The sequence below is a fragment of the Aliivibrio sp. EL58 genome, assembly GCF_900312675.1.
Taxonomy (GTDB): domain Bacteria; phylum Pseudomonadota; class Gammaproteobacteria; order Enterobacterales; family Vibrionaceae; genus Aliivibrio.
In genome coordinates this window covers 160,591-179,498 of the sequence record NZ_OMPC01000007.1, presented here as the reverse complement: position 1 = coordinate 179,498, position 18,908 = coordinate 160,591, and the positions used below count along the sequence as shown (strand labels likewise).

Here is an 18,908-nt window from a genome sequence, read left to right as displayed (position 1 = left end):
TGGCCTTAACCATTAGCAACCTAAACCAAGAAATCAAACAAGCTCAAACGGCAGCTGATGCATTGGCGCTTGAGCAATCCAAACAAAAACAACAAACCATTCAAACCGTAACCGTGATTAAAGAGGTGATTAAGCATGAAATTTGTCGTGATGTGCCTATCCCTAACGCTGATAAGTGGCTGTACTACCAAACAGGTGGTGACTGAGTATCAAGACCGTTTGATTGTTCCGCCATCCGCTTACCTTGTTCAATGCCAAATTCCATTTACATCACCACCAAAAACGTACGGTGAAGCGGTATTACGTGATCCGGTTTGGTTAGAAGCGTGGCGCTTGTGTGCTAATCAAATTCAGCATTTACGTAACTTTTATGGGTACGGTGAGGACTCGACTCAGTGAGGCTTTATGAATAATGAAAAACGTCTGTGGAATCTCTCTGAGCTTGAAGGGTTTAATTATCACCGTTCAACCATTCGCAAAAAACTAAAACAAGCCGGTATCGAGCCCATCGCCAATAAAGGCAATACGCCACTGTATGACATCATTCAAGTGGCTCCGTATTTATGCAAAGCCCCAATGAAAGAAACCGATGCACCCGATCTAATGGGGTTTAAAACCGCCGCAGAGCTTCGTGCGTTTGTTCAGGCCGAGCGTGAAAAGCTAAGTCTACAACAAGACGCTTTGCAATTAGTGGCAACGCCTGAAATGGAAAGTCAGGTGGGGTTGGTGATTGCTTCGATGAAAACCTTTGCGGTTAACGCCATTACACGGATTGAAACCGCTATCCCTAACGCTCAGCCTGAAGAGTTAGAGCTGTTAGAAGATTTGTTTAATAAAGACTTAAAGCAGGTGTGTGATGAAGTTTCCTCCGTTTCATCCTAAATTGGGTGTGGTGTTTGCGGATGCCGAAGCAATAAGAAAGTCCCTTGCGTATCTCTGTTTACCAGCAGATAAAACACCCGTTGAAGCGGCGGATGAAGGTTTGTGGATCTCAGATGGTACGGATGTGGCCAAGTTCATGTCCTCTCAAACGCCTTACATGCGCGAGCCGATGAACTGCTTGCCTCGTCGTATTTATGAAGCGGTTATTGTGGTTGGTCCGGCGCGTTCGGGTAAAACCAAAGCGATGGTCGAAGGGTGGGTGAATTATGCAGTAACTCAAGCCCCTGGTGATATGCTGCTTATCTACAGTACAAAAACCAAAGCCAATGAAATGAGTAAGATTGATTTGGCTCGCTGCTTTGCTTCCACTCAAGAGATAGACAAGTTACGAACAGGACGAAAGGCCGACGATAACATTGCCAATAAACGCTTTAAAAACGGGATGAACTTGAAGTTGGATTCCGCAACCGAAACCAGTTTATCTGCCTCAACGTATCGTTATGCCGGTTGTACCGATTATGATCGTGCGGATGATTCCGTTGGTGAAGAGGGTTCGAAGTTTGGCTTGATGCTTAAACGTATTCAAAACGCCAAAAGTTCAGGCATGGCGATGGCGGAAAGCTCCCCAGGTCGTGTGGTTCGAATGCCAAAACGTGCCGAAGATTTAAAACCGCATGAGGCGCAACCTTGTGGCGGTATTGCTCAACTGTATAACCAAGGGGACAGACGTCGTTTTTACTGGTGCTGTCCTGATTGTGATGCGTATTTCTTACCGCACTTTGAAGTGTTGAAATGGGAGCCATTAGACGATTATCAAGAAGCGGCAAAAACTGCGTATGTTGAGTGTCCTCGCTGTTGTCATGTGATCACTGAAAACAAAAAAAGCACTTTAAACCTTGATGGACAGTGGTTTCGTGAAGGTGAAGTTAACCAGTTTGGTGAAGTGGTTGTTGATGAAAGCCAGATACGAAAATCAAAATGGGCAACGTTTTGGTTTGAAGGTGTGGTTGCGGCTTATCAGAGCTGGGAAAGTTTGGTGTACCGTTATCTTAATGCGGCGCAACGGTTTGAAGATAATGGCGATGAAGAATCATTAAAATCCTTTTTTAACGTTGATATTGGGCGCTCTTACATCATGCAAGGTCGAGGCTCTGAGATTGGGGCTCATGAGTTGATGGAGCGTGCCAGCAGTTATCCAAGAGGGGTTATTCCTCATGGTGGGCGCTTCTTAATAATGTCTATCGATGTTCAAGGCGGTAAATCAAACCCTCGTTTCATTGTTCAGGCGCAAGTGTTTGGCGAAGGGTTGCAACGTTGGATCATTGATCGCTTTGAAATCGTCATGAACCCAAACCGAAATGATGATCGCATTAACCCAGCTATCTATGCCGAAGATTGGGATTTGTTGATTGACCAAGTAATAGCAAAAACCTATCCCTTGGCGGATGAATCAGGGCGCAGCATGAAGCCTGTTTTAACCTTGTGTGATTCTGGCGGCTCGGGTGCTGAGAAAGATGGCAAAGCCACCAGTGTGACGGAATTGTCTTATCAGTTCTTTAAGCGTTTAAAACACAAACGGCTTGAACACTTATTTCGATTAGTTAAAGGCTCAAGCCACAACCAAAAAGACTTGGTCAAAGAAAGCTTCCCTGATGAGCGAAGCCAACACGCTCACGGTGAAATTCCTTTATTGCTGCTCAATACCAACCGATTAAAAAACCGTGTCTCGTCTAGCTATGAGCGTGAAGAGTTCGGTGCGCGTTTCTTTCATCTTCCTGCCTGGGCTGAGCGTTCATGGTTTGATGAGTTGACCGCCGAATTTATTAATGAAAAAGGGCTGTGGGAGTGTCCACCGAAAGTACGCAACGAATCCTTTGATTTATGTAACTACGCCGAAGCAGGAATGCATTACAAAGATGGTGACAGTATCAATTGGGATAATCCACCGGCGTGGGCAGCAGAATGGCAATTTAACAGCAATGTGTGTGATTCAGTCGAACAGCATGAGTTTGTTCGTAAACCTAAACGTCGTTATAAGCACTCAAAAGGAATTTACGGATGATAACAGCACCAACAACCCAAGAGCGTTTGTCGTGGTATTACGACGCTGAGCGCAAGATATTAAAAGGCCAAGCGGTTGAAACGGCGGATGGGGAGAAGTTAACCCGAGCCAATTTAGCCCACGTTCGCGCTGAAATCTTACGTCTTGAAGGGCAATTGAATCGTTCTCGGCAAGGTGGTCGTCGTTCCATGATACGGAGAAATTATCTTGAGTAATTTTATCGATAAAATGGTGGGGTATTTTCACCCCAAATCAGGACTTCAACGGCAATACGACAGAAAGCTTCTCAATAAATACAACGCCTCACTTCCAAGTAATCCTCATACCAAGCGACCTAATAAGAAATCATCCGGCTCTGCCAATAGCGTCAATCGTGGCGCTAAAGCGGTGCGTGAGCGTGTTCGCCACATGGATGAAAACAATCCGTTAGTTACGGGTATTTTGGATGAGCTCTGTTCTAACGTGATTGGTCCCAATGGGATCATGATTGAACCTCAACCACTCGATATGAAAGGAGAAGTACACACCGAGTTTGCTCAAGCCATCAGTAAATGGTTAGAGCTGTTTTCACTTAATCAAAACATCGATGCTGAGCATTCTCGAAGTGAAACTGAATGGTTAGCGTGTCGTACTTGGCTGCGTGATGGTGAAGTGTTTGGTCGTTTATACATGGGCAAGCATGAAGAACTGTTATATCCAAGCAATACGCCTTTTGCTATTCAGCCGTTTGAGCCTGATTTTATTCCTCATCGAATTAATGAGCCTGAAAATGGYGTGTTAGAGGGGATTAAGCGCAACAAGTTAGGCCAAGCCATCAGCTATCTCATTCAACAAGACGCRCATGGGTTTGAGTTTGTCGAAATTGATGCGTTCTTTATGGTGCATTTGAAGTTCTCRCGGCGGTTTCATCAAAACCGTGGCATTTCATTGCTTCATTCGATTGTGGATCTGATTGATGACATTGACGACTACGACCAATCCGAACGAGTCAGCGCACAAATTGCCAGCCGCTTTACCTACTTCATTAAACGTGAGGTGGGTAGTGATGAATCACTAGAGCGTGATGGTGACATGTTCCTAGGCATGGGTAACAGCTTTGAGCTTTCACCAGGTGAAGATGCAGGCATGGTGGAGAGTAACCGCAAAGAAGCGATGAGCTCGCCATTTCGTGATGCTCAACTTCGCTTGGCAAGCTCTGGTGCTGGTGTGAATAACTCAAGCGTAACCCGAGATTACAGCAACGGCAGTTATTCATCGCAGCGACAAGAGTTGGTCGATAGCTATTCACGTTATCGAGTGCTTCAACGCAAGTTCATTCTTAATTGGACCCGTCCTCAATACCGTCATGCGCTCAATATGGCAATCCTTTCTGGTGAAGTAAAAGTGCCAAAAGGCGTGGACAAAACTTCCATTTTTAATGCGATTTACCAAGCACCGGTGATGCCGTGGATTGACCCATCAAGAGAAATGACAGGAATTGAAAAAGGCACTCGCTTATCGCTGTTCTCATTAAGTCAGGCACAACGTGAGCGAAACATTAGCCCACTGGCAACACGCCTTGAAGTGCAATCGGAGCGTAAGCAGCTCAATGATATGAACATCGTCAGCACATCYGATCCTGCTCATAGCTTGGTTTCATCTAACTCAAACAAAGAGGTTAAYAATGCCAAARGCAAGCAAAGCTAAATCGTGGTTTACGTTAAAGAACCAAGGTGAYGCAGAGCCAGTGAAAGTCTGGATWCACGGYGACATTGGGAGCTATGACATTGAGGCRATTGATTTAATTCGTGCGCTTCAATCGGTTGGYACTCAAGACGCTGTTTTTCATGTGAAAAGCTTTGGGGGYTCAGTCTATGAAGGCTTAGCCATGTTTAATGCGATTAAGGCRCACAAAGGAAAAACCACAGGGGTTGTGGATGGRCTCGCGGCGTCCATTGCGACGTAYTTCTTGATGGCGTGTGATCATATTCAGATGCCAGAGAACGCGAGCTTTATGATCCACGACCCATCGATTGGGGCATGGGGAGGAGAGAAAGAACTTGAAAGCGCACTYACTCAAATTAAGAACGCCAAACAAACCATTGCGGATGCGTATGTTGAAAAGACAGGCCAATCAAATGAAGACGTATTGGCGGCAATGGCAAAAGAATCGTGGTTTACCGCAGACGAAGCGCTCGCGTTTGGCTTGGTGGACGAAGTCATTGACCCCGTTAATTTAACCAACTGCTTTGAYGGTATTAAGAAAGARGCATTAAGCGCGTTTAAACATACGCCTGATGCWCTGTTAAACGCCATTTCAGTGGAACCTAAACCAAAAGCTGAGCCGTTATCCAATTCAATTCCACCCTCTACCCAAGAGCCAAAACAGGTAATTACTATGCCAAAACCAAATGAAGAGCTGCAAAATGCAGTAAAAAAAGAAAACCAACGCCAAGCGGCGATTCGTGGGCTATGCGCTCAACATAAAGTGAAAGACGAATTACTCAATTCAATGCTTGATGATATGGATTGTAATGAAGCCAATGCAGCGGCTCAAATCCTTGCTGCCATTGGTGTTCAAAGTGCGACAGGCAAAGAAACCCCAACGCCTTCAAACCTTACACCAACTCACATTCATGCTGGTAACGGCAATCACATCAAAGCGGAATTACAAAACGCTTTAAATGCACGTTTAGGCACTGAAACGGTTGAGAAGGACAACTCATTCTCAAGTGATTCATTACTTAACATGGCCAAAGCGTCACTAGGTAATGAAGGTAAAGGGCTAAGTAAGCAAGACTTGGTGGCACGAGCGTTTAATACCAGTGATTTCTCTGAGATTTTAACCGAAGGGGTAAGAACGGTTATTCGTGATGAAGTGAARGTWAAAGCGCCGTTRTGGCGTCAGTTTGCAAGCACTGAGCGTTTACCGAACTTTAAAGAAACCGAACTTATCACCATCAATGATGCACCAGATTTAATGGGCATTCAGGAAGATGGCGAATACAAACAAGCCCTAATCAAAGGAACGGGCGAGAAAATTCAACTGGCAACCTTTGGTCGTGAGTTCCGAATTACTCGCCAAGCCATCATCAATGATGAAATTGCCTTGCTGAGTAAAATTCCACGTAAGTTCTTCCAATCAGGCCGTCGTTTATCCGACAAGTTGATCTTCAATGCCATCCTTGCTGGAAAGATGAGTGATGGTGAATCAGTGTTTCATGGTGCTAACAATAAAACGGGGATCACTGCAGGGGATTACCAAGCACTTATTCTTGCGATGCATAAAGCCCTGGCAACAACTGAAACCAGTGGCGGTGATGTTTTAGATTTAGAAAGCCAATTCATTCTGGCAAGTCATGATCATGCACCAATGATTGAAGCGGTATTGGCAACGGCCAGCAAGCCGGATGCGTTCAACCCTGCGTTCAATAAGTTTAAAGAAGTGATCAGTACCGGTCGCATGAAAGATGTGAATGGTGCGATTGGTTTAACCACCAAAGATTTTGAAGCGGTGGTAATGGGCTTCTTAGATGGTCAGGAAGAACCGTGGTTAGAAACGGGTGATGGCTTTACCTCTGATGGTGCCAAGATGCGTATCACTTATGACATTGTGGCAAAAGTGACTGATCGCCGTGGTTTATGTAAAGGCACATTCGCAGCGGCTAAGTAAGGTTGTTGTGTTCATTTATAGGAGCTTTCGGGCTCCTTTTTTTATAGGTAATGATTATGCATTTATGTGATGGAAACAAACTCAGTATTGCGGCTCCTGCAGGTGGTTTTGTAAAGGATGAGCCGTGTTTAGTGGGCGCTTTGCTTGTTGTTCCAAGTTTTAGCGCTGAAGAAGGTGTTGTGGTGAGCTGCGTGACTCGCGGTTTATTCGATGGTCCGATTAAAGCCGGTGATAACCCGATGTTTGATTGCTCACCAGCATATTTTGATGGTGTTGAATTTACAAAAACGCTGCCAACGGAAGTGGACGCAGTCATTCAGCCAATTGGTGTGTTCGTCGATGGCGGTGTGCTGTTAACGGGTGGCTTAATTACTGAGATTAAAACGGCGTAATAAGGGGCGGTAATGTCTGATTTTGATGAAAACAGAGCGGATGCTTATGAAGCCATTTTAGATGCGATGGGTGATGAGAAAACGGTGATCTCTCCGAGTGAAGAAAGCTCAGTCATTACCGCTTATGTTAAGGCTCGCCAAAAAGGTGGATTGCAGCGTTTAGCGATGATCACTGATAGCAAAATAGCGGAGCAATCCACTGTGGAGCATAAAGGCAATACCTATCGAGTGAGTTTTCAAAGCGGCTGTAATGGGATGTTTGAATACGCGTTGATGATGGAAAGTGCATCAAAACGCCGAGATTGGGCGGAATAATATGCTAAGTGTTGATACGGCTTGGCTCAAGGAGTTGGCCTATCTTCCTGAGCATATAGAACAAGCGGCTATGAAGGCGGCTCGACGAACTAACCAATGGCTAAAGGTGAAAACCAAAGCGGAGATGAAAACGGAATTAAAACTGAAAACGTTTAATGATCGTTTAAAACCGTTTAATCGGGTGAAGAACCGCAATTACACCGGCAAGCTTTGGATTGGTACCAATGATTTGGCGGCTCATCGTTTTGGTGAGCCTATCCAATTAGGCGGTTCAGTGGTTCGAGTGGGTAACAAAGAATACGACAATGCTTTTGTTCGTTACATTGGCAATGGTCGAACACCCGTAGTTTTTGAGCGGTATGCGCCTCATTCTGGCAGTGCGAAAGCAAGACGCCAAATACGCGCCGTTACCGAACCCATTGATAAAGAAACAGCAGACATCATTGCCACATTAACGCCTCAAGTGGATGCCCAATTTAGGAAGTTCTTTGATGAAGAGATCATATCAATTACTGCGAAATCCGTCTGACTATGTCAAGGCGGTGATTGACCATTTAGAAACGACGTTAGCTCTTGAAATTCCAAGTTCATACAAACGAATAGCAAGCAGTCCTGAAACGGTTGAGATCACCTATCGATGTGGTCAATCCAAAATAATGAAAGAAGACACCAACGATGGCAGAGAAAAGCACAGCATTGAGCTGATTTTTTCCATTACGGTGAATACGTCTAATGAAGGTTTTGATTTAGAAGCCTTGGATGCCTCATCACGTATCGAGCGTGAATTTCAGAACAGTTATTTTGGATTGGGTGACTCGGTTGAATTGCCAGATTATATCGTTAATGAGCCTCAAATTATTGATGATGAGCATGGGTATCTTATTCGAGCGGTCACGGTGAGACAGTCAGTGTCTATTGGTGAAGTGGATGAATCTTGGTTGGAGTAAAAAACTATGTTTATTCAAATCATGCAAAGGATCATGTCACTAGAAAACAAAGTACTTGAGCAAGGAGAGGAACTTGAAGAGCTTCGAGGTAATCTGGCTAATCTCATTCGTCTTGCTGTGGTCGAGAAGGCCAGTAAAACCACCGTCGATATAAAAACGGGTGACAACGAAGTAAAAGGCGTCCCGTTCTTTGTTTTTTGTAGCGGTAAAGTGAGCCATTATCGCCGTCCTTCAGTGGGTGAGTTGTGTTTATTGGTTAACCTTGGCTCTGGCACTAACTTGAATAATGCAGTGGCTTTAATGGGATTACCGTCTAGCAAATACCCAGCACCAACCACCAAGGAAAATGAAGTGATGGTGGATTATGGCAACGGCATGACTGAGCTTTATAACATCGAGAGCGGAAAGCTTGTGGCTAAGTATCCAGGTGGTTATGAAATTCATGCGGACAGTAAACAGATTGGCAAGAATGAGCTTGAAGGTGATTCGATTCAAAAGGGCAATCAACAAATCGAAGGCAACACCAAACAAAAAGGCAATATTGAAGCGACTAAAGAGATCTCTGATGGCGTTCGCAGTATGTCCGAAGATAGAAACCTCTTTAATGCACATGATCATATCTGTTCTAAACCCGGTGACCCATCCATGCCTCCAGGAGTAAATCAATAATGGCGCTTAATCTTAATATCTATCAGCACATCMTGAACAATGGATTAACTATTTCAAATCCAGCGGTTGATGCAGGGCGTGAAACCAGTAGTCAATTAATGGCATTAGAAACCGCATTAAATAACCCAGCATTAGATTTACTCGGCATTGATTTGGCGGTGCTAACCTCAGCYAGAGACAGCATTGCCAGTACCAATACYAATATTACAGGCAGCGTGAATGCCATGGCGACCACGGCRGATAGTGCTATTCAAATGAGTTCGATGGCRCAGCAAGTCAACCGATTGGATGCGATGAGTGATGCTGTTCCTAGCAGTTGTTCAAATACCACAGAATTGTTTGGATCAATCCAAGGTGAAAATGATGCGGCCTTTGCGGTTGTCGATGAGTCAGCCAGTGCTTTATTTCAAGCCATTACTGATTTTATGAGTGGGGTTATTGAACTTGGTGAGTTTGAAACCTTATTAACAACGCTGAGTGATTATATGTCGGCGGCTGATGGTGAGATCTCGTCCTTGCTCAGTAAGGAAACGGCGAAAGCATCAGAGATAAAGAACAAAATCACCTCCTCGGCCATCGCTCAAAATATTGCCATGCTTTGGGATAATCCTTGTTCAAAAGCGGTAATGAATGATGTGTTACCCGATGAGATAAAAGGGCTTTTACCATGATAGGGATTGACCCAAAGACAGGCAAAACAGTAACAGGATTTGAAGCGCTTAAACGGCGCTTCATTCGTATATTAACCACAGAAATCTCAAGCAGAGTGAAACGACGAAAAGTGGGTAATCCTGCGTTACGTTGTCTCGGAAAGCTGCAAACCCCACAAACTACGTTAATCATTCAAAACCTTACGTTGTCGGCCTTTACTGAACATCAAAACGGCCTGTCTGAGTTTAAAGCCACTCAATGTATCGCCCTGCCAACCGCGACGGGTTATTCCATTAAAGTGATTGGCAAGTGGAAAGGTAATCAACTTAAGCTTGAAGGTGAATTATGACCATCCCTAATGCATTTAAAGAGCCGTCATTTGAAGCCTTATTTGATGATTATGTGGCCTTTGCGGTTAATTACGTTCAAGAGTCGAACCCTGAAATGGCGGTTCAACTTGAAGAGGCGTTTCGTAATGAAGCGGAAACCTTAGCGCAAGTGACGCAAGCCTTCATGCTAAAGCGATTGGCTGAAATTCGAGAGCAAAACTATTGGGCGCTGCAGATGTTCCGAAAGTTTGTGACTGAAAGCGACATGGTGGATTTGTTAGCGGCGCAATATCAGCTTAAACGCCAAGTACTCATCCCTGAAGACATTAATGTCTTTCCACCCAAAGCGGCGGTGATGGAGAGTAATGACAGTTTATTGCAGCGTTTTGATTTAGCGCCGTACATGTTTCACACCACAGGCACTCGCGCCGGTTATCGTTTTCATGCACTGACTTTGGATGAACGGCCAACCATGACGGTGAGCTCAGAGCTTGATGCGGTAGTGATGCGCTTTGAGTTTCCAAAAGAGAGCCAACCAGCACAGGTTAAAGATGCCAGAGCCAAAATGTTGGTACCAAACAGCGGTCAAGTTCAAGTGGCGTTGGTCAGTCGTGAAAACCCAGATGGAACGGCAAGTCCTGAATTAATTAAACGCGCCAGTGATTATTTAAACCGTGATGATATTGCTCAAGAAACCGATGAGGTCGCAGTGAAAAGCAGTGTTCCAAAACCGTATGTGATTGAAGCGACGTTATTCACAGGAGGCGATCCGGTCAATGATATTTCAAAAGAAGAAGCCCAAAGCGCAGCATTACGTTTTGCAGATAAAAGCCAGTTACTTGAAGGTCGAGTGGAGCGGCTTGAACTTGGCCATGTGTTTTATTCATTAGGGGCAAAGCGTGTCGAGATAACCAAACCCACAGCGGATGTTTTATGTTTGTGGGATGAAGCGCCGCACTGCACAGAGGTGATCATTAATGTCAAAGCCCAATGAGTTTGTGTCGGTTCAACCTGAGAACCGAACCTTGATTGAAGAGGGATTGGAGTTTGCCTGGCACAGTTTATTAAGTGCATCAGAAAACCCTTATCCAGAATTGAAACAACCCCTTTTAACCTCTGATGAATTTGTGTCCCTGCTTGCCTCTGAGCGTGGTGTCTTGGATTGGCAACCTAATGACACGATGAAACAACGCCGAGAAACCACAGAGCAAGCCTTTGCCATCCATAGAAAAGCAGGAACACGCTTTGGTTTATCTCAAGCCTTGAGTGTGTTGAACATCACCACGGAAATGAAAAAGGGTGAGTTGGCGTATTCATTAGTGATTGATGGTTATTTGTCAGATCTTCCCATCGATAAAGAAACTACAGCAAGGGTGGCCTCTCGAATTGATAACTACAAATCAGAGCGTGACACGGTGGACATTGCCCTTATTCGCTCTGCTGATTCACACGCCTTTATAGGCTCAACCATTCAAACCGGTGTTGTTATAGAAATAGGTGCCGCATGAGTACAGGATATTTAAATTACATTACGTTGGCAGGGCTTGATGAAGAAGCGCTGGCCAAAGAAGAAGGTCGTAAGGTTRCGATTGAAAAAGTGGTTATTGGCCTTGGATTACTTCCAGAGAATGAACAACCACAAAATCAAACCGCGTTATTACAACCTAAAGCGGAAGCGGTTTGTTTTGTAAAAGCGATAGATACTGAACATGGTTTCTATCGTGTTGAAGCAGATATACCTATTCCCGATACTGGTTATAACTATTTTGAAATTGGTACTTTGACCGATACTGGTGTTCTTTATTCATACGCACGCTCACGCGGTGATTATGTTGCAGGAACGGCAGATTCAGATGGGAAACTTACACGAATTAGACTGAACTTTAGAACGGATAATTCAGAATTAATTACCATCACTCAAGATGATTCGGTGCTCTATACACCGATCACGGATTTTGAAGCGCATGTTGAAGAGTTTAATGATCATGTTAAAGCTGATAAAGCCCATGAGCAGTATGAACGTAAAGACAATGCGGCAACGGATGCTGAGATAGATTCAGGATCTCAAGAGAAAAAGCACGTTAAGTTGCCACAGTTTTGGCGAGCATTAACGCCACAACGATTGATTGATAAATTGTGGTTGGGACTTGCTGCAAAGATTTGTCCTGTGGGTGTTTCATTACCTTGGGAGAGTGATATTGCACCTGAAGGGTGGGCTATTCGAAAGGGGCAAGCTTTTGATTTAGTGGCATGCCCTAAACTTGCTGAAATTTGGCCTGATGGAATTATTCCAGATATGAGAGGGAATGGTTTTATTGGTAAAGAGGATAGTGAAACCGTTGGCGTATTTGAAGAGGGACAAGTTAAAGAGCATGGGCATGAAGGGTCAACTGTAGGATCTACAGATTTAGGAAGTAAAACCGCTGAAGCCGCAGGAAATCACGCACATGCTACTTATACATCTGGAATGGATAACGGTGATGGGGGTTATGGTGGCAATTACCCTGCTGGTTGTAAAAACCCTATATCCAAAAGAACATCCCCTTACGCAACTGCTGGGCAAGGTGACCATTATCACTCGGTATCAATTGGATCTCATGCTCACACTATAATGATTGCTCTATTTGGTGCACTTAAAAACACCATAAATCATCGTAAAGTTAACTGGATAGTGAGGCTTGCATAATGAACAACATTCAAAAGAAATCCGTCATTTTACAAGTTTCACGAATTCATCCTGATGGTTGGTGGCTTGGTAATGGTGAAGAGCATGTTGCAGCAGGAACCGCATTAGGTGATGACTGTACTGAAAATATTTATGAGCCAAGTACCAATGGTGTAATTGGTAAGTATGATCACCAATTAAATACCTGGATAGAAATTGAAGACAAATCAGCGTATGAGTTTTGGTCTCCAACCGGTGACGCTTTTGTTATTGGTATACCCGATGGTGATTACCCTGAATGGGCAGTGAAAGAAGCGCCACCAAAGTACGACAAAGAAATTCAAACTGTTCTTTATGAGGATGGTGAATGGAAAGTGTTTGGAATTTTACTGGGTGAAAAGTTCTGGGATAGTGAGACGAATGAGTTTGTTATCTCTGATTATAATTTCACGTTGCCAGATAAGCATTCATTCACTAAACCGCCAGAGCCAAAGGAAGGTTTTGCAGTTCGCTTAGTCAATCATCAATGGAAACAGCTTGAAGACCATCGTGAGCAAATTGCTTTTGCTAAAGATCGTGATAACGATGAAAAAGGAGATTATCAAGTTGAAGAACTTGGTGCGATCCCTGACACTCATACATTATTAGAGCCTGAGCCATTTGATTCATGGAGTATAGAGCTCGGTGTTTGGCAATACGATGAAGCGCGTTATCGTCCTCATTGGATTAACGTTGAAACGCAGTGGCAACAAGATGTGCTCACCAATGTTGAAGCTGAATTACTGTTTTATGCTCAAGATAAACAAATCCCTGAAATCTATTCTGAACTTCGTAAAACTAATTACACCGAAGATGATTATTACTCGCTCCTTGGTGATCGCATTCTCTTAAATGAATACCTTGAACAACAAGACTTTCCTGAATGTGGCCGACCTAAACTATCAGGCTTAGTGCCAGGCTAATCACATCAAACCAATCACTTCAGAGCCCAGCCATTGCGCTGGGTTTTCTTTTATCTAGCCACAGGACAAACCCTATGGACAAAAACAGTAAAAGCGATGGGCGAATTGAATATCAAATTCTAAAGCCTTTTCGATTGGCCAAACGTTGGGTTCAGCTCAATGAAAAGACCATTCGTCTTCATTCACGACAAGCCAGCTTTCTTCTTTTAAACGGAAAGATTGCCAAGATTGTTGCTCAACCAACTAAAGCCGAGGTTAAATAATGGCAGAAATGATCCCAATTCAGGATTTTGAATTAAACGGCGCGGAAGTCATTGCGATTGAGCCATTACCAAGTATGGGGCCATTGGCTCAACATGTGGTGTGCTTAGTTGGAACTGCACCTAATAAACACGCAGGTATTGCTTACAATGAGCCGGTGCGTTTGTTTGATTACCCACAAGCCAAAATGATGTTAGACACCACAAACACCAGTGAAGGGACGCTGCCGTTATTGGCGCGTTATCTATTGGGTTATGTTCGTGCGGTGTTCTATGTAATTGTGGTTGAAGAAGGTGCAGATAAACCAGCCACAGAAACCAATATCATTGGTGGTGTGGATGCAAACACCGGTGCGACTTCTGGCTTGTTTTCAATTAAAGGTTGTCCTGAAACGCCAACCTTAATTGGTGCTCCAGGTTTTAATTCGATTCCGTTTGTTCAAAAGCTTTGTACCGTGGCGCGTGATATTCATTGTCGTCCTATTGTTGATGGACCAAATACCAATGATACGGAAGCTGCAGAGTTTGCCGGTGAATTTGGCGCTGAAGGAACAGGGCAAGATAAACTCAGTATTATCGACCCATGGTTTATTAAAACCTACGACGGCTTACCAACCGTATTACCAGCATCAATCGCTCTTATCTCAGCCATGGCAGCGGTTGAAGGGTATGAATCACCGCAAAACCAAGGCGTGTTGTGTGATGAGCCTTGCCGTTTAGTCACTTATAAGATTGGCGATAAGACCACCCAAGCCAACTTCTTGAATAAACACGGTGTGGCCACCATGGCAAAAACGCGCATGGGTGGCGTGTCTATCATTGGAAATCGAACCAACACAGGGCGCTTTATGGCTCATGTGGGTTTAGAAGATCTGATGGTACGTAAACTAGAAGAGACCTCTCAGCCCTACATGGGCAAATTGCTCACTGAAGAGTTTATGGACAGTGTGGTTGAGCGCTTGAGCAACTGGGGTCAATCCTTAGTGGCTGATGGGGTTATTCCTGTCTTTCGTGCCTACTTACACCCAAGTAAAAACAACCTTGAAAACTACAATTCAGGGCGTTGGTTCTTGTGTGTGGATTATGGCCGTTATAGCCCGAATGAACACATGGTGTATGAAATGTCCGTGGATAACGGATTGATTGAACAATGGCTTGAGGAGGTCGTAAATGGTTGATCGCGTTCGATTACGATTATCAGCAGTGGTGCAGGATGTACCATTGGTGAATGAGATTGTGGAATTTAGTGCGCCGGAAGTGACGTTTAAAACCGCCGCGAACGAAGGCAGCTTTGTTCAAAGTGAAGACGTTGTGGGTATGGATTTACTTAAATGGTCCATGAAGGTTCGTGGTAAACATGCTGATTTGGTGATGTCGTTGGGCCGTTATGCTCTATCTGAAGCGCAAGTTAACGTGACTGAAAAAGGTAAAGACAGCAATAACGGTGGGTATAAAGCGCAATACTCTCTTTATTCTACCATTAGCTCTATTAAGCAAGAGACAGTGAAGATGGGAGAGAAGCCGGTGTGCACGATTGAAGGCACCTGTAAATCTTACAAGCTGATTGATAACGGTAAAACGGTGTATGACATTGATACCCGAACCGGAAAAACCACCATTGGCGGTGTCGATCTTATGGGCCAATACGGCGCGACGGCTTAAACCACATTGTGACATTACTTTTAATAGGGGCTTCGGCTCCTTTTTTTGATCGAGATAATTATGAAAAAAACCTCTGCATTGCCATTTTTTCGTTTAAATGACAGCAACACCCTGACTATTTCTTCTATGACACTTGAAGTGTTTCGAAAGCTCCCGTCCATCAACAAAGAAGGCAAGCTCACTGATAAAGAGCTGTTTGACCAACAAAAAGCGGTCATCCTTGAAACGACAGTATTAACAGAAGAGCAGTTTGAAGAATTAACCGCCCCAGATTTTAATACCTTAGCCAATGATTGTACGGCTTACATTTTAACGGGCAGTGATGAGCTTCAAGGTAAGAAACTGTCGAACGATTGCTATGAATTTGATTTACTTTTTCCTTTTGAAAATGAAGTGGGTGAGAAGATTGAACACATCAAATTTACGGTACCAAAAGTAAAGCATTCACAAGCGCTGACAGACATCACTGAAAAGCAATTGCGTGAAGATTTCATGTTCCAGGTGGTGTGTGATTTGGATAAAGAAGATCTGCAGAAGATGTCGGTAAATGATTACTTAACGATTAAACCGAAGGTCGGTGATTTTTTTCTACAGTCGGCGGCTTACTTTCAAGTGACGACGTCGAAAACTTAATTGATGTGATCCCGATGTACCGCAACACCTCCGAAACCGAATTAAAGGAATGGCGGCAGGATTTAGCGGTGCATCGATACGAGCTGATTTTAACTAAGCTGGGGATTAAGAAGCGATGAGTAATCAAAAAAGCAAAGTGTCCTTGCTGCTTGATGTAACAACCAGAGGTTTGGGAGATGTGGTATCAACCACCAAAGCCACTGAAAAGTTAAATAATACGCTTGAGCAACAACGCAATGATGTGGCCGCCTTAAACCGAGACTTAAAAAAGGTTGAAGGTTATCAAGCTACAGAGCAATCATTGCAAAAGGTGAACGTCAAACTTGATGCCTCAAAGGTGAAATTATCAGGACTTGGCGCAGAGCTTAGCGACAGTCAGAAGAAAAACCGAACTCTGGCTGAAAGCTATAAAAGCACTGAACAATCACTGGGTTTGCTTCATAAGAAGTTAGCCGATCCCACGGCATTTAATCTCTCCCAATCTGAAACTAAATCGTTAGGGGTTGAGATAGCAAAAACCGAGTTACGGCTTGAAAAGCTCTCTGATGAAATGGCCAGCAACGCCATTCACACCAACAAACTGCGCTCATCCCAATACCAAGCCAAGAAACAGATAGACCGTTATTCCTCAAGCAGTGATACCCAATCGGCAAAACTTAAAAAGCTACAGAGTGAATTGAAAGGCGCTGGCCTTAATACCGATAAACTATCAGATGAGCAGCAACGATTAAAAACCGCCAGTGAGCGAGCCACCGGCGCGTTAGAAAAACAAGGACGACAACTTAAAGAGCTTAATTCTATTCAAAGCCGAATAGATAAGCGAAACGCCAAACTTGGAGAGTTACAAAGCCAAGCATCCGGTCTTGCCATGGCAGCCGCTCCGATTGCCGGCACCATGTATGCCGCTATAAAGAATGAATCCTCTTTTGCGGATGTGAAGAAGGTGCTCTCTGATAAAAATGATCCTCAAGATGCCGCCAAAATGCAAGCATTGAGAGAGTGGTCATTAAAAGAGTCGGGCAATATGCCGATGTCGGCCACTGAAATCAACGCTATGTTGGCGGCTGGTGGTCAAAGTGGCATTAAGGATCATGGAAAGCTCAAAGCGTTTGTGCTTGATTCCGCCAAGATGGGCGTGGCGTTTGATATGGAGGCAGGTGAAGCCGGTGAAACGCTCGCCACCTTTAAAGCCTCAATGGGATTAGATCAAAAAGGGGCGGTTGGTTTAGCTGGTCTTTCAAATTATCTCTCGAATAACTCCAACGCAAAGGCCAAAGACATTGCCGGTGTCATGGCGCGTGAAGGGGCAACCGCCAAAACGGGTGGTTTTAAAGTTAATGAATCCGCAGCATTAGCGGCTTCACTGCTTTCCACTGGTATGAATGAAGAGCGAGCAGCAACCGCTCTGAAGAACATTTCAGGACGTTTGACGCTAGGTGATGCAGCCAGTGGTAATCAACAAAAAGCCCTAAGCTCACTGGGTTTTGATTCAGGCTCGTTAGCCGCTGACATGCAAACTGATGCATCAGGAACCTTGTTAGAAGTGCTTGATGCTCTAAAGAACGCGCCGCTTGAAGAGCAAAGTGCGCTTATTTCTCAAATCTTTGGGGAAGAGGCCAAAGGTGCGGTGGCTGCATTAGCTGGTAACACCAAAAACTTCACTGACATTTTGAAACTCGCCAATGAAAGCCAAGAAGTACACGTTCAATCGCTGCAAGATGAATACGATGCGCGTGTGAACACCACTGAAAATGGCATTAAACAGTTTGTAAATAAACTCAATGCGTTGGCGGTTGTCCTTGGTGAAAAGTTATTACCAGGACTGAATTGGGTATTAACCCCATTAGGTGCCGTGGTTGATGGCATCACCGCGTTTGCACAAGAAAGTGATGTGCTTGTGCCGGTTATCATGGGCGGTATTGGGGCAATCTTAGCGTTTAAAACCGCATTGATAGCAGGAAAAGCCGCATCATTACTTTTTGGTAATACCGTTGATAAAACTCGTCTGTTTAAAAAAGGACTAAACCGAGAAACTCAAGAAAGTGGCAAGGCGGCGTCTTATGCGACTAAGGCATTTAAAGGATTAAACCAAGAGCTTAGACGCTCTGGCGGCTCAAGAGGATCACGTTCTGGTTCAGGTAAGCGCTCTCGACGTCGTTCAAAATCTAGAAATCCATTGTCTCGTATTGCTGGTTCATTCTCTCATTCCAAAAGAGGCATTCCATTAGCCTTGGCTGGTGGAGCCATTGCCAGTTTACCAGGCATGGCGATGGCGCAAGATGCCATTGATATGGGTGCTGATGCAGCGCAGTCTGCTGGACGACTTGGTCTTGCCAAAGTATTGCGACCATTAAACATGGCTATCAGTGGTGTTGATGCAGTGCAATCATTATCTGAAGGAGATATGGAAGGTGCAGGCAGCTCACTTGGAAGTTTAGCCGGTGGTATGGGAGGCGCATCTTTAGGGGCTGCGATTGGGACCATGATTTTGCCAGGCATTGGCACCATGCTTGGTGGTCTTGCTGGTTCAATGATTGGGGACATGGGCGGTGAAATGTTAGGGGGTTGGTTTGGTAGCAAACTTGCCTCATCCGATGAAGTCAGCCAAAAGGTCGAAGAGAAAGCCAATAAAGAAGTACTGCAGGAAAAGAGTTCAGCCGTTCACTTTGCACCACAAATCCACATCACCCCATCCAAAGGCCAAGATGAAATGGCCATAGCCAAACAAGTGACAGAGCAAATGCAGCAACAATTCAGTTATCTCATGGGCGGACACTCGATTGAATCACGCTTTAATTATGCAGGAATAGACAGAGGATAAGGAGCC

The 18,908-nt window shown here is 44.4% G+C and carries 22 protein-coding genes and 1 pseudogene; all 23 read left to right on the top strand.

Annotated features, from left to right (window positions below; all coding sequences use genetic code 11):
• Nucleotides 1-206 (top strand): annotated as a pseudogene (locus ED622_RS09380) (hypothetical protein); the annotation flags it as partial.
• Nucleotides 136-399 carry a hypothetical protein gene (locus tag ED622_RS09375; RefSeq protein WP_254052616.1) on the top strand — a complete coding sequence of 88 codons (264 nt, stop codon included), beginning with the start codon at nucleotides 136-138 and terminating at the stop codon, nucleotides 397-399. The pseudogene ED622_RS09380 and the gene ED622_RS09375, both read left to right, overlap by 71 nt.
• Nucleotides 400-405: 6 nt before the next feature.
• A complete protein-coding gene (locus ED622_RS09370; protein ID WP_122033630.1) occupies nucleotides 406-882 on the top strand; it encodes a DUF1441 family protein in 477 nt (158 codons plus the stop codon).
• Nucleotides 857-2,944, top strand: a complete 2,088-nt coding sequence (locus ED622_RS09365; protein ID WP_122033629.1) for a terminase gpA endonuclease subunit — start codon at nucleotides 857-859, stop codon at nucleotides 2,942-2,944. Before ED622_RS09370 ends, ED622_RS09365 begins: the two co-directional genes overlap by 26 nt.
• A complete protein-coding gene (locus ED622_RS09360) occupies nucleotides 2,941-3,159 on the top strand; it encodes a hypothetical protein (protein ID WP_023603417.1) in 219 nt (72 codons plus the stop codon). Before ED622_RS09365 ends, ED622_RS09360 begins: the two co-directional genes overlap by 4 nt.
• Nucleotides 3,160-3,172: 13 nt before the next feature.
• Nucleotides 3,173-4,630: a phage portal protein gene (locus ED622_RS09355; RefSeq protein WP_122033636.1), complete on the top strand. Its 1,458-nt coding sequence runs from the start codon at nucleotides 3,173-3,175 to the stop codon at nucleotides 4,628-4,630.
• Nucleotides 4,608-6,596, top strand: coding sequence for a ClpP-like prohead protease/major capsid protein fusion protein (locus ED622_RS09350; RefSeq protein WP_122033628.1), 1,989 nt, complete (start codon nucleotides 4,608-4,610; stop codon nucleotides 6,594-6,596). The genes ED622_RS09355 and ED622_RS09350 overlap by 23 nt, the downstream gene beginning before the upstream one ends.
• Nucleotides 6,597-6,652: 56 nt before the next feature.
• Nucleotides 6,653-6,988, top strand: a complete 336-nt coding sequence (locus tag ED622_RS09345; RefSeq protein ID WP_122033635.1) for a hypothetical protein — start codon at nucleotides 6,653-6,655, stop codon at nucleotides 6,986-6,988.
• A 12-nt stretch (nucleotides 6,989-7,000) separates the two neighbouring features.
• Nucleotides 7,001-7,303 carry a hypothetical protein gene (locus tag ED622_RS09340; RefSeq protein ID WP_122033627.1) on the top strand — a complete coding sequence of 101 codons (303 nt, stop codon included), beginning with the start codon at nucleotides 7,001-7,003 and terminating at the stop codon, nucleotides 7,301-7,303.
• Nucleotide 7,304: 1 nt separating this feature from the next.
• Entirely contained in the window at nucleotides 7,305-7,832 is a 528-nt protein-coding gene (locus ED622_RS09335) for a hypothetical protein (protein ID WP_122033626.1), read from the top strand.
• The gene (locus ED622_RS09330) at nucleotides 7,795-8,250 is read left to right on the top strand and encodes a hypothetical protein (RefSeq protein WP_162922494.1); all 456 of its coding nucleotides are present in this window, start codon (nucleotides 7,795-7,797) and stop codon (nucleotides 8,248-8,250) included. The genes ED622_RS09335 and ED622_RS09330 overlap by 38 nt, the downstream gene beginning before the upstream one ends.
• Nucleotides 8,251-8,256: 6 nt before the next feature.
• On the top strand, nucleotides 8,257-8,919 hold the full coding sequence (locus ED622_RS09325; RefSeq protein ID WP_122033624.1) for a phage baseplate assembly protein V: 663 nt from the start codon (nucleotides 8,257-8,259) through the stop codon (nucleotides 8,917-8,919).
• On the top strand, nucleotides 8,919-9,590 hold the full coding sequence (locus ED622_RS09320; RefSeq protein WP_122033623.1) for a hypothetical protein: 672 nt from the start codon (nucleotides 8,919-8,921) through the stop codon (nucleotides 9,588-9,590). The genes ED622_RS09325 and ED622_RS09320 overlap by 1 nt, the downstream gene beginning before the upstream one ends.
• Nucleotides 9,587-9,919: a phage baseplate protein gene (locus tag ED622_RS09315; protein ID WP_122033622.1), complete on the top strand. Its 333-nt coding sequence runs from the start codon at nucleotides 9,587-9,589 to the stop codon at nucleotides 9,917-9,919. The genes ED622_RS09320 and ED622_RS09315 overlap by 4 nt, the downstream gene beginning before the upstream one ends.
• Entirely contained in the window at nucleotides 9,916-10,893 is a 978-nt protein-coding gene (locus tag ED622_RS09310; protein WP_122033621.1) for a baseplate J/gp47 family protein, read from the top strand. Before ED622_RS09315 ends, ED622_RS09310 begins: the two co-directional genes overlap by 4 nt.
• Nucleotides 10,877-11,407 carry a phage tail protein gene (locus tag ED622_RS09305; protein ID WP_122033620.1) on the top strand — a complete coding sequence of 177 codons (531 nt, stop codon included), beginning with the start codon at nucleotides 10,877-10,879 and terminating at the stop codon, nucleotides 11,405-11,407. Before ED622_RS09310 ends, ED622_RS09305 begins: the two co-directional genes overlap by 17 nt.
• Entirely contained in the window at nucleotides 11,404-12,585 is a 1,182-nt protein-coding gene (locus tag ED622_RS09300; RefSeq protein WP_122033619.1) for a phage tail protein, read from the top strand. Before ED622_RS09305 ends, ED622_RS09300 begins: the two co-directional genes overlap by 4 nt.
• A complete protein-coding gene (locus ED622_RS09295) occupies nucleotides 12,585-13,526 on the top strand; it encodes a hypothetical protein (protein WP_122033618.1) in 942 nt (313 codons plus the stop codon). The genes ED622_RS09300 and ED622_RS09295 overlap by 1 nt, the downstream gene beginning before the upstream one ends.
• Nucleotides 13,527-13,600: 74 nt before the next feature.
• Nucleotides 13,601-13,789 carry a hypothetical protein gene (locus ED622_RS09290; RefSeq protein WP_122033617.1) on the top strand — a complete coding sequence of 63 codons (189 nt, stop codon included), beginning with the start codon at nucleotides 13,601-13,603 and terminating at the stop codon, nucleotides 13,787-13,789.
• Complete coding sequence (locus tag ED622_RS09285; RefSeq protein ID WP_122033616.1) at nucleotides 13,789-14,964, top strand: phage tail protein; 1,176 nt, start codon at nucleotides 13,789-13,791, stop codon at nucleotides 14,962-14,964. The genes ED622_RS09290 and ED622_RS09285 overlap by 1 nt, the downstream gene beginning before the upstream one ends.
• Nucleotides 14,957-15,448 (top strand): phage major tail tube protein, encoded by a 492-nt coding sequence (locus tag ED622_RS09280; protein ID WP_061036760.1) that lies wholly within the window; start codon nucleotides 14,957-14,959, stop codon nucleotides 15,446-15,448. Before ED622_RS09285 ends, ED622_RS09280 begins: the two co-directional genes overlap by 8 nt.
• A gap of 60 nt (nucleotides 15,449-15,508) precedes the next feature.
• Nucleotides 15,509-16,081, top strand: coding sequence for a phage tail assembly protein (locus ED622_RS09275; RefSeq protein WP_122033615.1), 573 nt, complete (start codon nucleotides 15,509-15,511; stop codon nucleotides 16,079-16,081).
• A gap of 115 nt (nucleotides 16,082-16,196) precedes the next feature.
• Nucleotides 16,197-18,902 (top strand): phage tail tape measure protein, encoded by a 2,706-nt coding sequence (locus ED622_RS09270; protein ID WP_122033614.1) that lies wholly within the window; start codon nucleotides 16,197-16,199, stop codon nucleotides 18,900-18,902.
• Nucleotides 18,903-18,908 lie beyond the last annotated feature (6 nt).